We start from the raw sequence: 15124 nt of genomic DNA, 5'->3' as shown, positions 1-15124 counted from the left end.
TTACTACCTTTTGCGTTGCTATTCATCGCGCGTCCTCCTCATCGTTGGAAATGTATACCTCAGACCCCCACTTTAGACTTTTCATAGATGCTAGGCACTCCAATGATGGAACGATTCTCCTTATCAAATGATCAGTATCGGATCGCCAAACCAAGCTCATGTAATCTCAGCGCAATGGAATGACGCAGTACCGCCAATTCGCGTACCCATTCGACATACAGCCGCTGTGCTTCCTGCATATCAATACGCTGAAAATGAATCTGATCACCCGGCGCCATCTGCGCTAGTCGAGGTATATCTAGACTAATGACTTGCGCGATCTTGGCATATCCGCCCAGTGTCTGTCGATCTGCCATCAGAATAATAGGCTGTCCATCCGGCGGCACCTGCACCGTCCCATGGCTAACCGCTTCGGAAATATACTGCTGCGGCACTATCGTTTGTAGCTGCGAGCCGGACAACCGATATCCCATTCGATCGGATTGTGGTGTAATGCGATATTCCTGCTCAAATAGCAATTGCTGTACCGCTCCGTCAAAATCCTCCCACTGTCTGCCCGGCAACACCCGAATCACTGCCTGCTTGCCATACTGTGGAATCAGATTGGTGCTTACTCGCCAATTCACCGCTGCACAAGCAGACTGCTGCGCAACTAAAGAATCTGTATCATCATTGTCCACTATGGAAGCTGCGACCACGGTATCGCCTGACTGCAAAGGTCTGCCATCCAAGCCGCCCAGCCCTGCGCGTAAATAGGTACTGACGCTGTTCATCACCTGATCTCCCTGCCACCCGCCTGCAATACTCATATAGGCACGACATCCACGAATCGCCTGCTTGAATACCAACCGACTGCCTGCGGAAACGAATACAGGACGCCACATCGGTAGCGGCTTCCCATTCACCGAAGGCTGCATATCACCGCCTGTAATCGCTATCCAGCAGCCCTGCTCGACAATAGCGGTTATACCGGACCATGTCATTTCCAATGTCGCGGTATCAGCCGGATTGCCAACCAACCAATTGGCTAGACGATGCGCCAGCCCATCCATAGCACCGGAGCGGCTAATACCATATTGCCCATAACCAATACGACCTATATCCTGCACCGTAGTTAGCAAACCCGGCTTCTCAATTACTAGACTCATCGCTCATCCTCCCCGGTTTGGTAACATGATCTACATGGGCAGACAGCTTAGCAGATGTTGTCGTTGTAGAGATGTCGCTCGTTGCATTCTCTGCACCCTCTGACACATTCATCTGCTTATCCTGCTCCTGTAATTGCATATACTCCTGCTCCGAAATGGGACGAAACACAAGACGGTTGCCACTACTCAACAACGTCGGCGGTTGTCGATGCGGACGAAATAATGATATAGGCGTGCGCCCGATCAACTGCCATCCTCCCGGCGTTTCCAGCGGATAGATGCCTGTTTGTATGCCAGCAATCCCCACTGAACCAGCAGGAATACGTATACGAGGCGTATCGCGTCGTGGTGTTGTCAGCTGATCCGACAATCCGCCCAAATACGGGAAGCCCGGCGCAAATCCAAGCGTATACACCAAATAATCACCCCCGCTATGTAAAGCAATCACTTCCTGCTCTGTCAATCCGTTATGAGCAGCCACATGTGCCAAATCCGGTCCATATTCGCCACCATAGCATACCGGAATCTCTACTACCGTCGGCTCGGTTTTGATCATATTCGATGCCGTGACGACACGACTCAGCAGCGTATCCAATAATGCACATACCCGATCATACGGCGTATTGGGCAATCTATTCATATGCTGGAGACTGTCATCCATCATCGTTGAAAATTCATGAGGAATAGGATGGGGATGTGCCATAGAACCAGAGGAATGTTCAGGACGCGGGTCATTTCTTCCTTCTATGTAATCCAGCGCAATATCATTCAGAGAACGAGTCTTTCCCCAACCCGCTACAATAGCAGGATCATAATACACCGCTAATGTTGTATAGGAAGGTACACACTCCACTAGCCCCGGAAAAGAAGACTGCTCCAGCATGATCATTGCCTGCTGTACCTTCGTTAACATGTCTTCGCTAATCACATTACCAAATTCAATCACAATCGCTGCATCACCAAGCGGATGCAATGTCCATGCTTGCTTCATCCTCTTCCCCTCCTGCGGATCAATTCCTACGTCAGACAGCTATACCGTTATCCGTTACCTTTTGGACGTTACATTGCACATTCTTTCCATCCATTGTACCGATTGCAGGAAATGCTGTCGAGGCAACGTCTGTCGGAATATGCGATAATGGAGAGGATGCAGAATGACAACGAGAGCCGCCAAAGGAGATGACGATCATGATCTACCGACTGACCTATTTATCCGACGAATACAAAGTCAAAGGCTATCTGACCTTGCCGTATGGTACATATATGGAAACGGATGCCTTAGAAAAGTATATACAGCAATATTTTAAACGAAACGATTTGTACGTAGAGGAGATTGCCTGTCCGCTACATCAACCGACGCAAGCGATACAAGAGAACGTCTATCCAGCATTTGTATATTGCCGTGGCGGTATCGGCAGAGTTGGCAGTGTACGAATGACATGGCTAGAGCGATTTGCCCAGCATGGTCAGGTCGTATTTGCTCCATGCTATCGAGGTGCAGAGGGCGGCGAAGGACGCGACCAATTTGGCGGCGACGATGTGCAGGATGTGCTGTCCGGTCTGGACTGGCTAACCTCCTTGCCATTTGTGGATGAGCAACGGGTAGCGATTATGGGCTTCTCGCGCGGCTCGGTGGATGCTGCACAAGCAGCCGTTCGCTGGCAACAAAAAGAGCGCCATATGCGGGCGCTCATTGTCTGGGGCGGCGTTGCCAATCTCGCACAAACGTATGAAGAACGAATCGATCTCAGACGAATGCTCAAGCGCGTCATAGGCGGCTCCACTGGGAAATACCCAGAACGATACGAAGCACGCTCTCCCTCAGCGCTAGCAAAGGATATACCATGCCCAGTACTGATTATTCATGGACAGCAAGACGAGCAGGTAGACCCTTCTCATGGACAATTGATGATCCGACGATTGCAGGAGCTTGGGCAGCCGTACGATGTGCAATGGTATGAAGACTACGGACATCATATGCCCGAGGATGTGCATAAGCAGGCAATTGCACGGATGTTTGCATGGATTGAGCAGGTGAAGTAAGCTGCTTTTCAGCAAATAGACTGCTTCTGAATTCACATGACAATCGCGCAGTACATCGTTTGAACATCCATAGTACCAATCATTCGCTGACCATTACCGTCTGACGACTGTACGCCTGCTTCTCCGCCTGTTCCAGCATAAACTGTGCCAGATTAGCGCGTGACATCTTCATTTTGCTGGATGGCAGGCGGCTGATCTGCGTCTCGGCGATATATTGTCCCGTTCTTTCGCCACTGGTTAGAACGGGCGGCTGTACGAGTGTCCAATTCGCGCCACTGCTGCTAACAATCTCATCCTTGGCACGATGATCTGCTAGCAACTGTTTCATAACGACTGGCGTAATATATTTGTACAAGAAACCCAGCTTGCTTGCATCCTCACGTCCACCGACAAACGACACATGCAGCAGTTGAGCGGAAGAGTAACGGGATGCTGCATCGGTGATGAAACGAACCGCTTCCACTAGCTTCAAATCGCGTTGAAATGGGCTTTTGGCTCCCAGCGCGGAAAAGATTGCATCATACGATCCCTCCTGCACTACCTTGTTCACCTGATCCGCGCTCGTTGCCTCACCCTGCACGATATGTAGATGGGGATGCTGCATGTGTATCTTTTGCGGACTTCGTACAAAGGCAGTCACCTCATGCCCACGCTCCAATCCCTGTTTCAGTAGCTCCATTCCCGTACGCCCCGTTGCTCCAAAAATAAGAATGTTCATCGTTGCTTCACTCCGCTCTGTTATAAAATACATTGACGATACAGACGCTTACCACATGCAAACAAAAGTTACATTTTTAAAATAAGTTACTTTTAGTAAGTTTAATATAATTACTATAAAATACTCGCTATCCGCTTGTCAAATGAATACAACAAAAAAGCGGATTCTTCATAAAGAATCCGCTTTTTGATTTACTATACCATATGATGTGATTGCATTTGAATAGCCAATACTACGATCAAACGACCGTTGCCGGAATACGAGTGCTGCTACCTGTTTTGGTAAACATGCTGCGAGCGATCCAGACGCCAGCTGCTCCTGCCTGTGCCAGACCACGCGTGACACCCGCTCCATCGCCACCACAGTACAAACCGTCGATCTCTGTTTCTAAATTGTCGTTCAGCTTCGGACGCGCAGAGTAGAATTTGGCTTCCACTCCATAAAATAAAGTGTGCTCGGACGCGATACCCGGCGTTACACCCTCCAGCGCGTGTACCATTTCAACTAGACTTTTCATCGTATTGTATGGCAACACCAGACCGAGATCACCCGGAACGGCTTCTTTCAATGTCGGCTCCAAAAAGCCCTCCTTGATCCGGTCAGCCGTCGAACGACGTCCGCGCAAAATATCACCAAATTTCTGTACAATAACGCCGCCGCTGGACAGATCGTTCGCCCGACGGCAAATCTCACGCGCATACTCATTTGGTTTGTCGAATGGCTCTGTAAATTTATGCGAGACGAGCAAAGCGAAGTTCGTATTGCGTGAACCCAATGCTGGGTCTTTGAACGAGTGTCCGTTCGCTGCCATTACGCCGCTATGATTCTCAACAACAACATGCCCCGATGGATTGCTACAGAAGGTACGCACACGAGTACCGACGGATGTATTAAAAATGAATTTGCCTTCATATAGATGCTTGTTGATCTCCTGCATCACCACATCCGATGTTTCTACACGCACGCCTACATCGACCTGATTGTTGTACATTTTCAGACGACGCTTTTTCAAAATCTCGGTCAGCCATGCGGAGCCGTCGCGTCCGGGAGCGATCATCACATTGGCAGATTCGTACGTTTCGCCTTTTTTGGTCACGATGCCCGTAATGCGATGCTTACCGTCTTCTTTTACAGTAATAATATCTTCAACTTCGGCTTTGTATACCATATCAATACGTGTATTCAGATACTCATAAATGGATTTGAGGATTTCTAGATTTTGCTCAGTACCCAAGTGACGAACCTGAGCGCGCAGCAGCTTCAGCCCGGACGCATAGCCACGTTGCTCAATGTCACGAATTACATCAGTTGTAGGATCGGTAATATTCTCGGTTGCACCGTGCTCCAGATTGATGCTATCTACATACCGAATCAATTCCTCGACACGCGAGCCGGGCAGATAATCGGTTAACCAGCCGCCAAATTCAGTCGTAATATTGAATTTGCCATCGCTGTACGCACCCGCTCCACCAAAGCCTGCGGTAACGGAGCAAGCGGGCAGACAGCCTGCATAATCCTTTTTGCCTGCTGGTGGCGGACAGAATTGGATTTTCTCCTGCATAATCGGACAATTGCGGCTGTAAATGTTATGCCCTTTATCAATCAGCAGTACTTTCCAATCCGGTGCAATCCGTGTCAATTCATAACAAGCAAAAATCCCTGCTGGTCCTGCTCCTACAACGATGCAATCGTATGTGTTCATCATAAGTCCCCCATCTATCATTATCATTTTGGTTGTGTCAGGATGCTGCTCGCATCCATCATGTACCTGCTCCGGTCACACAAGCCGAAAGCCTACTTGTCATCCCAAACGGCCATTTTGGGCATGACAAAACAAGGCTACCGTATCCATCACGACAAAAAATTCCCGGCTTGCGAACAGGTATGCCAAAGCATCCTATCCGTAGCCAGGAATTTGCGGTTCCTTAGTAGAGACCCCCGAACCTTATTTTCGAGGATATACGAATATTCATCATAGTATTGTATTTAATGTACGCTTTTCACTCGAAAATGCACATAGCCATATCTCTTCAAAACAGGCTACAGTGGTATATTAACGAAAAATATCCGAATGGTCAACCCCGTATTTTTATTAATGTTCGTTTTTTATCGGAATATATGAATGTTAAGAGTATTACAGTGGCTTTACATTTCATTTTCACGAACTTTACTTTCATTACAGAAGAATATTGTCCGAATTCCGGTTATGATGTCTAATCACGAAAATCAAAACGGCGATCCCATCCTGTATCGATGTCATCGCCGTGTCTCATCTGAAGAGCTTATAGTATACATGGGTGGGGAATATCCATCAATCATTTGCTACACATGAATATATTACCATTACAGCTCAATTCCATTTAACCGTAAGTGAGCTAAAAACATCTCTTTTGTAGACGGCAATTGTTCTCGATCCATCCATTGGTCTTGTTTCCAAGCTCCAGCCTGCTTCAGCGCGCGTGGACAATGAACAAAGCATTCCTCCACTTCCACTACGACACCAAGCCCTATAGTTTTGCCGCTCCACTCCATCTTTTCTAGCAAAGCTGCATCCTTCGTAATCCGCGCACGTCCATTCACGCGCAGCACTTCATCCATACCCGGAATAAGGAAAATCATACCGACTTGCGGACTTTGCAATATATTGCACAGCGAATCTGCACGGCGATTACCAGGACGCTCTGGAAATATAAGACGCTTTTCATCCAGCACCTTAACGAAGCCGGGTCCATCGCCGCGCGGGGATACATCACAGCGCCCATCTTCGTCCGATGTTGCTAGGAAAAACAAGGACGACAGTGATATATAATATGCTACATGATGATCCACAATCGAGATCGACTTTTTCATAATATGCTCTTGCGGCTCGCCAGTGTACTGCCTTAATTCCTCTAGCGAAGTAATATAGTGCTCCATGGGTTCAACCGTTTCTTTTACAGGTTGCATCATGATTCCTCCTTTGGGATCGGCAGATCTATAGAGACTGTGTGAGAGTATGGAGTATAAGCTTATGTAGTATGTAATGTCTGCCTATTGTGATGAAATGGTACTCAGCCCTCCGCTTAGTATAATGCCTTTGGATAGAATTGGATATTTGTCCAAATTGACATATGAACCCCAAGCCCGCTTATGAAGCGCGAGCAAGTGACATGGCTCAACGCCAAATAACCTGTGTCCGCGAAACAAGATCGAGGGCTACAGGTTATGAATGATTGAAGTTAGACAGGCACTATGCCTCATCCAACCTTGATCAATCGGATGAGCGCGAGCGGCGATACAGTCCACCTCTGTACGTTCCAAGTACTAGACGATCCTCGTAAAAGTGAAACGAAGCGACTGGCGTTGCGGTTTCTGGTACTGCTTGCAAATCGGTGTACATCTCATCGGCAATCTGCTCGCATTCGGCTGTACTGCATTTGGCATAAGGACCAAAATACTTTTGCATCATCCAGAACAACTGCTGTCCTAGCTCCTGTGCGGAATGGACATGTGGCAATATATTTACTATATGTTCAATTTCGATATTATATTCATCTGGTAAACACCATTCACGCAGTTTCATTGGATTCCATTCCATCATATGAAGAGCAATAATATCGTACTGACGTTGATTCACGTTACCGCCGTTTTTCTTATTCATCTATACTCCTCCTATCCTCCGGTTGTTCCGGAGATGCTCTTATCTATGTGTATGAGAGCAATGATTGTGGGCTTCGATGGCTTAAACATGAAGTCATTTGGATATAACGCCTAAAGCCATTATTGAATCAATGTTCGCAAAAAATGCGATTCAAGACACAGAATGACAAAATAACAATATGCTAAAAGCATTATATTTACTACTGCATAGTAACCTGTTTTGGAAGCATATTCCGCATTTTAACTGTATGTCCATCCCGATGTATGTACGCGGAACTCCATAACATTTGACTTAAAATCCTAGAAACGTCCATTTTCAGGATGATTCCTATACTTTTGGTAATTTTACTTGCATTCAAAGTATGCCTGAGCAAGCGGAATCTGTAAATGCGGTAAAAGACCCACATTTGCTCGCATATACGTACCGATTTCTATCGCTTTCCGTATTACCGATTGCAGCTACTAATCGCAACTTGAGTAGCTTGTCCAGCAAGATACCTATCCTTTGACGATTATGAAATGACTTCATCGGGTAAATAGGTGGGTAGAAGGCGTTTGCCAGTGCATCATGACAGCAAGAGCTTCCATGTACACACTAATATTTATAAAACAGACAAAGGACGGATGATCATGAGCGAACAAAACGATATCCAACAAGTACAGGATTGGCTGAATCAGCAAATCGGCAATATTCTAATCATTGAGAAACAAGAGCTGGACGATACAGACGTGGTTCACTTTACATTGTCTGCTGTAGATCAGCGCGATCAGGATAATGAGGTGGATGATTATTTGGAAAGCGCCCTACTGCTGCGTGGCGAAGGTCGTACCCAGAATGCAGACGGCGAAAGTGTGCCGGTGCCTAGTGATACGTATGAGATCATCACCCATGATCTGCGCATTGACGAAGCAACCGATCAACGCGTGCGTTTGAATACAGAGCGTGCTACGTATACATTGTCTGTCGGCTAATACGAGCAACAGTTTTTCCCATACATTGCGCCCTGCTTGAACGTGCTTGTGTAACGGTATCCGATGTTATCCTTTCACAAGATTCAGCAGTGAAAGTATAAGAATAACGCAGTTAGATGAGTAGAATATGAGTCAAAACTTAAATTTAAATCTGTTTTCCTGCCTTCGGTTCCTTAACCGGAGGCTTTTTTACGTTGCGGCTGCATATCAAAATAAAGTGTTTTCCCCCATACAATTATGTAAAAATTAGTTTGTAAATCCTATTCGTTCCTGATAACATGGTCGGTGTTCGGTGAAACGCTTACAACTGCAAACCGAGGTGTATATGATGTCGATATTCAAAAAAAGCCTTCATGCTGTATTGTTAAGCAGTCTTGTTATTACACCACTTGTATCTATCGCTCCCTCCTCTGCCCATGCTGCCAATGAAAAAGCGCAGGTATGGTTAACGACCGCCGATCCGAATACCGAGCCTAAAGTCGGTCTACGTACTGATCGTCGTTTGACCCGGCAGAGCGATCTGACATTTAACAGTACAACGGGCAATGCAGACTACACAGTAAACGTGAATGAAGGCACGACATACCAGCAGATAGATGGATTCGGGGTATCCTTGACCGATGCGTCCGCTTGGCTGCTCAATTACAAACTCAGCAGTACAAAGCGTAATGAAGTGATGAGCAATCTGTTTGGCAGCTCCGGGATCTCAATGAGTATGCTGCGTCAGCCGATGGGTGCGAGCGACTTTGCTTGGAGTACGTATACTTACGACGATGTGAGCGGCGATACCGCACTCAACCAGTTCAGTATTTCCCGTGACCAATCCTACATCGTCCCTATGGTCAAAGCCGCACTGGCGAAAAATTCCGCGATTAAGGTCATTGCTTCCCCGTGGAGCGCACCAGCGTGGATGAAGTACACAACGAATGACAAAAACGGCACTGGCAAATTAAAAGCGGAGAACTATGCAACGTACGCCAATTATTTCGTAAAATTTGTGCAAGCGTATCAGGCGCAGGGTATTCCGATCTATGCGGTCACGCCGCAAAATGAACCCCTGTTTGAGCCGGGACGTTATCCGGGCATGCTGATGAATGAACAGGATCAAATCGGTATGATTGGCGATTATCTAGGTCCAGCGCTACGTGCTGCCGGATTGAATACGAAGATTATCGCGTATGATCATAACTATGATAACTGGACATTCCCGCGTACCGTTGTGCAGGGCTTGAAGGATAATGGCAAGTCTCAGTATATCGCTGGTAGTGCCTTCCACCATTACGGCGGTGACTTTACAGCGATGACCAGCATGCACAATGCCCATCCAGACAAGGATATTTGGTTTACTGAAGGTGGCTTTGGCGACTGGAACGATCCAGTGAATGGTACGACGCAGGGCTTTGACAATATGATCAATGAATTTATCGGCATGACCCGCAATTGGTCAAAATCGATTGTATTGTGGAATGCTGCACTGGATCAGAAGGATGGTCCAAGCGTCATCGGCGACAATAATACCAACAAAGGTATGGTAACGATCCAGAACTCAGACAACAACTCCGGCAATGCAGAGGACAAAGTGACCTATACGAAGCAATACTATCTGCTTGGTCATTTCAGCAAATTTGTTAGTCCCGGTGCGTATCGGATCGATTCCAATACATTTGGCGATATGCAAAGCGTAGCGTTTAAAAACAGTGACGGCTCTAAAGTTATCGTACTGTACAATTCACAAAATAATGCACGTACAGTGAAAGTGAACTGGAACAATCAGTCTGTGAATTACTCTGTTCCCGCCAAATCGGTTGTTACTTTGAAATGGTAATATACACAAGTATAGGTTATAGGTCATAGCTAGAAATAATCATCTTACACATCTCCCCATTGCGATGCAGCGCCAGCCTTCTGTTTAGGAGCCTTGTATAAATCATGGTAGCCGGAGCGTTGCACCGAACAGACCAGCAATGAATATCCTGCCATGAATTTGCATAGATCCTATGTATCTGCATACATTGTAGCTTCACTTGCTCTAAAAGTTAAAGCGCTTTAACTTTCATAGTTTCATTAAGAGCTTGCTTTAACGATGGAATGAAGAACGAAGTAAGCTGCATCGCTTTTGGGACATGTATGATTGATTTGAGAACGTATAATGGATTGAAAGCGGAAAGATCATGACCTTTGCTTGAACAATCCTGCTTTTTATGGCAAGATCAGCTTATACAGATACAGATGGATGGGACGGGTATCCTATCGGCAGTATATCTTTATAAAGGCTGAAATAGAACATGGGTAGCGCAAATGAAAATGAGCATCCTGCTGCTATTTCCCCTGCTGATACAAAGCCTGTATGTCCCTATCTGCTGACTGATCGCCAAAGGAGTAGCATGTATGAACAATATCCCTGCTTACCGCAAAGTATATAGCCTGATCAAACAGGACATCAAAGAAGGCGTATATCCATCCGGTCATCTACTGCCGACCGAATCCGAACTGGAAGAGCGCTTTGCTGTCAGTCGTACAACGATTCGCAAAGCGATTGAACAATTGCACAGCGAAGGTTTTGTTCGCAAAACGCAAGGCAAAGGCACCGAAGTACTGGATACCTCCACGACTCAACGACTCAATCACCTGACCTCTATTACTGAAACACTCATCTCCAAAGGATACGATGTGCAAACACGCGGCATGTCGATTGAATTGATTACACCGCCAGAGCATATCGCCCACGAATTGCAATTGCCTGCCGGACAGCAGGTGTACTGGGTTCAGCGTGTACAATATGCTGACAATGCACCTATCGCGCTCATGAATAATTATTTGCGCGCTAGTAAAGTACCGGGTCTGGAGCAATATAGCAATACTTTTCATAGCTTGTATACTTTTTTGGAGCAGCATTATCATTTGATTCTATTACACGCGTGGGAACGGTTATCAGCGGTTGCTGCCAATTTTACCGAATCCCAAATATTACAGGTGCCGCTAGGTGCTCCCCTGTTATGCAGTAAACGGTTGACCTCGACGGAACAAGGACCATTTGAATACAGCATAACCAGACTTGTGGCTGACAAATACGAATACAGCGTCTACCTAGAAGGCAGACGCTGATTTTGTCATGCTATATGTTGAAATCAATGAATCGTATATCCGCCATCTACTACTAGATTAGCACCTGTCACCATATTGGACGCTTCACTGGCAAGGAATAACGCGGCTGCCGCAATCTCACCCGGCTCGGCAAAGCGTCCAGCTGGCGTGTTGGCAATCGCCTCATCCTTGATGTCGCCTTCCCAGTATCCGGCAATCAACGGCGTATAGGTGGCAGTTGGTGAGATCGCATTGACCTGAATGCCGTATTTCCCCCATTCATACGCAAGCGATTTGGTGATGGAAATGACTGCCGCTTTGCTAGCGCTATAGGCGACATGACGGTCAATCGCCACAATGCCTGCCTGCGAAGCAAGGCTAATAATTTTGCCACCTTTATTAGCAGCGATCAGTTCCCGACCAACCTGCTGTGCCATAAAAAAGGTACCATTCAGATTGACCCGCATCGTCCGATGCCAATCCTCCTCAGGATACTTCTCCGCCCATTCGACGGGTCCGATTCCAGCACTATTGACCAGAATATCCACGCCGCCAAAATGCTGCTTAGCTGCGGAGACTGCTTGTGCCACCGAAGCAAGATCGCCTACATCGACGGCAAATGCTGCTGCGCGCTCCAATCCACTCGCCGCCTGCTCTGCCTGCTCCAAATTGAGATCGAGCAGTGCCACAGATGCCCCTTTTTCTACAAATAGCTGCGCAACCGCAAGTCCGATCCCTGATGCCGCGCCAGTAATAATCGCTGTTTTGCCATCCAATCGGAAGCTGGTATTAAACAAATCGCGTGTCATATCGATTCCTCCGCTCTACTATAAATGGGTGGTGCAGACTCCTGTGCATGACGATACATATATTCGCCCAGCGCTGCCGCCTGTTCATGAATATGCTGAAATACCGGCAACAGCCGTTGATATAGATCGCGACTAGAAAGCTCTGGTGTACTAATATGCTCTATCACATGCACATCGCCAATCCCACTGTAATCCTGCCACCAGCCTGCGGCTCGCGCTGCAATCGCCGCCGCGCCAAGAGAAGCCGCATCCTGATCAATATTGGTTTTGACAATATCCATATCAAATACATCCGCAAATATCTGTCGCCATAATGCACTACGACTGCCACCGCCACAAAATAGCAATTGCCCACTCACCGCCGTATGTTTGCGCAGCAAATCCAACGACAATCGCAAATTGAGCGCAATTCCTTCCATCGCCGCACGAATCAGATCATTGCGCGTCGTTGCCAGATGCAGACCGATATAGCTACCACGAATATGAATGCTCTGATCCTGCGACGTTCCGCCTGCCAGACTAGGATCGAATACAACGCCATGAGAGCCTGCTGGTGCACAAGCTGCCATGTCATTGATGCGGTCGTACGCATCTTCTCGTCCTGCCAGCTCCGGGCATAGCTGATCCCGCACCCAACGCAAAGAGCTTCCCCCAGCGAAAATCGAATACGCGCTTGTATACATCCCTTCTGCAATATGGGCAAATACATACGGGCGAGTCTCTACATCCAGCACCGGCTCTGCCGAATTGACCGGTATCCAGCTAGAGGAACCAAGCGATACATAACTGCGCCCTTCCTCACTTCCCACTGCGCCGAGCGCCATGCAGGCATTATCCACTCCCCCACATGCCACAGGTGTTCCCGCTGCCAATCCGGTATAAGCTGCTGCTTCTGCCGTTACCTGTCCGATGATCTCATGCGAGGGTACAATTGCTGGAAATAGATGTACCGGAATGCCCGCTGTCACTAGCCATTCATCCACCAATACACCTTGCTTCAGATCGTAAGCACCCAATCCAGACGCATACGACGGATCGGTATACGTCGCGCCAGTCAGCATATAGTTGATATAGTCCTTGGAGCCGAGCATCACATCGGTGCGAGCCAACAATTCTGGCTGATGCTTCTGCATCCACATCAGCTTGAACAATGGATAACAAGCCGCAGGAAATCCATTGCCTGTGCGCAAATACCACTTCTGCTCGTCAATCTGTTGGAAAAATGCTTCCGCTTCCTGATCCGCTCTCGTATCCGACCAAATCGGTACCTGCTCCAAGAGCACCCCTTCCATGCGACTAATAGGTACACTAACCAGACTATGCCCAGACAGACTAATACCATCGATCTGCGAAGCTTCTACTCCTGCGGACGACAGCAGTTGCATGGTGGATTGTGCAACACCCTGCCACCAGTCCGTTGGACGCTGTTCATGATAATTAGGCTGCGGATAATAGGTAGCGTATTCGGTAAAAGAACGCGCAACCGTCTGTAGCTGACGATCATACAGCGAAGCCTTGACCCCGCCCGTACCCAGATCGTACGCAATGAGATATGACATGATCTTCCCTTCTTTCTGGATGTGGCATGACAACGATTGTAAACGCTATCGGAAATGTTCAGATGTAGCTTTCTGTGGATTTTGTTTTCAATCTTGTTCTCAATTTTGTTTTCAAACTTGCTTTCAATAAGCGCTATTCTTTGCTTTGAATATAGTAAAGATAACTATCTTTTGTCAAGCGCTTTCATTCATCTTTTACTTTCACTTGTCTTTCTTTAGATAATTCGATATATTGATCACAACAAAGATAATTATCTTTATAAAAAGGAGATACAAAATGGAACATACCGACTTAGATCGTAGTACGATTGGAACGGAGATCGGACGCTGGGTAGACGTGAGTGCCGTGCGGACTGATGTTACCCATGCTGAGGTGGAGCTGCTGCTTGCGATTGTGAAGACCTATCATTGTATCTGTGCTAGCCCGATGCCGTACATGACCGAATATGTAATCCAGCAGTTGGCGAATACGCCAGATACGGTGGTAACTGGCGTGGTTGGCTTTCCTTCTGGCGCCGATACGGTATCCATGAAAGTCCACACCGCCCGCGAAATGCTGCAACTGGGCTGCCGAGAACTTGATATGGTCATCAACGTCGGCGCGCTCAAATCAGGCGATACTCAGCGAGTACAGCAGGATGTACAAGCTGTCGTCGATGCCGCTAACGGTGTTCCGGTCAAAGCGATTTTGGAAATTGCCTATTTGACCGACGATGAGATTCGTAAGGGCAGTGAACTGGTCGTGGCAGCTGGAGCTGCTTTTGTTAAAACAGGGACAGGTTGGGGACCAAAACCGACCACGGTAGATACAATCCGGCTGATTCGCTCTACGATTGGCAACGCCGCGCAGATCAAAGCCGCAGGTGGTATTCGTGATCTTGATACGCTGCTGGATATGCGGGCAGCAGGTTGTGACCGCTTCGGCATTGGTGTCCGTTCGGCACTGACGATTTTGGAGGATGCGTATACACGTGCTGGATTGACTGTACCTGAATTGGTGACCTCATCATCCAATGTGTCGATCCATGATCGTTATTGAATGATCGTCTCGTTGACGAATGATCGATTCGCTGTATGTATCTCTCTACCTGTTGATTATTGTCACAGAATGATACTGTGATGAACAGTATGACATGATGTACCAAAATACTG

Annotated in this window: 13 protein-coding genes and 1 riboswitch; of the genes, 5 read left to right on the top strand and 8 right to left on the bottom strand. The window is 47.3% G+C overall.

Translation table 11 applies throughout. The features are described from left to right. Positions 1 to 131: 131 nt before the first annotated feature. Positions 132 to 1148 carry a 5-oxoprolinase subunit C family protein gene (locus tag ABXR35_RS06580; protein ID WP_367057140.1) on the bottom strand — a complete coding sequence of 339 codons (1017 nt, stop codon included), beginning with the start codon at positions 1146 to 1148 and terminating at the stop codon, positions 132 to 134. Continuing rightward, a complete protein-coding gene (gene pxpB, locus ABXR35_RS06575; protein WP_367057137.1) occupies positions 1132 to 2139 on the bottom strand; it encodes a 5-oxoprolinase subunit PxpB in 1008 nt (335 codons plus the stop codon). The genes ABXR35_RS06580 and pxpB overlap by 17 nt, the downstream gene beginning before the upstream one ends. A gap of 197 nt (positions 2140 to 2336) precedes the next feature. Between pxpB and ABXR35_RS06570 the strand changes: the two genes are divergently transcribed. Continuing rightward, the gene (locus ABXR35_RS06570; RefSeq protein ID WP_367057134.1) at positions 2337 to 3191 is read left to right on the top strand and encodes an alpha/beta hydrolase family protein; all 855 of its coding nucleotides are present in this window, start codon (positions 2337 to 2339) and stop codon (positions 3189 to 3191) included. A gap of 79 nt (positions 3192 to 3270) precedes the next feature. On the opposite strand, the gene ABXR35_RS06565 is transcribed toward ABXR35_RS06570, so the two are convergent. The 4 genes from ABXR35_RS06565 to ABXR35_RS06550 form a co-directional block, all read right to left on the bottom strand. Then, the gene (locus ABXR35_RS06565; protein ID WP_367057131.1) at positions 3271 to 3909 is read right to left on the bottom strand and encodes an NAD(P)-dependent oxidoreductase; all 639 of its coding nucleotides are present in this window, start codon (positions 3907 to 3909) and stop codon (positions 3271 to 3273) included. Positions 3910 to 4147: 238 nt separating this feature from the next. Continuing rightward, positions 4148 to 5611 (bottom strand): NAD(P)/FAD-dependent oxidoreductase, encoded by a 1464-nt coding sequence (locus tag ABXR35_RS06560; RefSeq protein ID WP_367061235.1) that lies wholly within the window; start codon positions 5609 to 5611, stop codon positions 4148 to 4150. A gap of 182 nt (positions 5612 to 5793) precedes the next feature. Beyond that, positions 5794 to 5894, bottom strand: a riboswitch (purine riboswitch). A gap of 358 nt (positions 5895 to 6252) precedes the next feature. Further along, positions 6253 to 6858 (bottom strand): MSMEG_1061 family FMN-dependent PPOX-type flavoprotein, encoded by a 606-nt coding sequence (locus tag ABXR35_RS06555; RefSeq protein WP_367057128.1) that lies wholly within the window; start codon positions 6856 to 6858, stop codon positions 6253 to 6255. A 301-nt stretch (positions 6859 to 7159) separates the two neighbouring features. Next, positions 7160 to 7549: a hypothetical protein gene (locus tag ABXR35_RS06550; protein ID WP_367057125.1), complete on the bottom strand. Its 390-nt coding sequence runs from the start codon at positions 7547 to 7549 to the stop codon at positions 7160 to 7162. Positions 7550 to 8178: 629 nt separating this feature from the next. Here ABXR35_RS06550 and ymzB point away from each other — a divergent pair. The 3 genes from ymzB to ABXR35_RS06535 all read left to right on the top strand — a co-directional run bounded on the left by ymzB (position 8179) and on the right by ABXR35_RS06535 (position 11625). After that, the gene (gene ymzB / locus ABXR35_RS06545; protein WP_367057122.1) at positions 8179 to 8520 is read left to right on the top strand and encodes a protein YmzB; all 342 of its coding nucleotides are present in this window, start codon (positions 8179 to 8181) and stop codon (positions 8518 to 8520) included. A gap of 292 nt (positions 8521 to 8812) precedes the next feature. After that, positions 8813 to 10345 carry a glycoside hydrolase family 30 protein gene (locus ABXR35_RS06540; RefSeq protein WP_367057120.1) on the top strand — a complete coding sequence of 511 codons (1533 nt, stop codon included), beginning with the start codon at positions 8813 to 8815 and terminating at the stop codon, positions 10343 to 10345. 563 nt (positions 10346 to 10908) lie between these two features. Continuing rightward, positions 10909 to 11625 carry a GntR family transcriptional regulator gene (locus tag ABXR35_RS06535; RefSeq protein ID WP_367057117.1) on the top strand — a complete coding sequence of 239 codons (717 nt, stop codon included), beginning with the start codon at positions 10909 to 10911 and terminating at the stop codon, positions 11623 to 11625. A gap of 23 nt (positions 11626 to 11648) precedes the next feature. On the opposite strand, the gene ABXR35_RS06530 is transcribed toward ABXR35_RS06535, so the two are convergent. Together ABXR35_RS06530 and ABXR35_RS06525 are read right to left on the bottom strand one after the other, a co-directional pair. Next, on the bottom strand, positions 11649 to 12413 hold the full coding sequence (locus tag ABXR35_RS06530) for a GolD/DthD family dehydrogenase (protein ID WP_367057114.1): 765 nt from the start codon (positions 12411 to 12413) through the stop codon (positions 11649 to 11651). Beyond that, positions 12410 to 13972, bottom strand: coding sequence for a xylulokinase (locus ABXR35_RS06525; RefSeq protein WP_367057111.1), 1563 nt, complete (start codon positions 13970 to 13972; stop codon positions 12410 to 12412). The genes ABXR35_RS06530 and ABXR35_RS06525 overlap by 4 nt, the downstream gene beginning before the upstream one ends. Before the next feature lie 277 nt (positions 13973 to 14249). On the opposite strand from ABXR35_RS06525, the gene deoC reads away from it, so the two are divergent. Next, a complete protein-coding gene (gene deoC, locus ABXR35_RS06520) occupies positions 14250 to 15011 on the top strand; it encodes a deoxyribose-phosphate aldolase (RefSeq protein WP_367057108.1) in 762 nt (253 codons plus the stop codon). Positions 15012 to 15124: the final 113 nt, after the last annotated feature.

This window comes from Paenibacillus sp. JQZ6Y-1, assembly GCF_040719145.1.
Lineage (GTDB): Bacteria > Bacillota > Bacilli > Paenibacillales > Paenibacillaceae > Saccharibacillus > Saccharibacillus kandeliae.
This window is presented reverse-complemented; position numbering and strand designations above follow the sequence as displayed.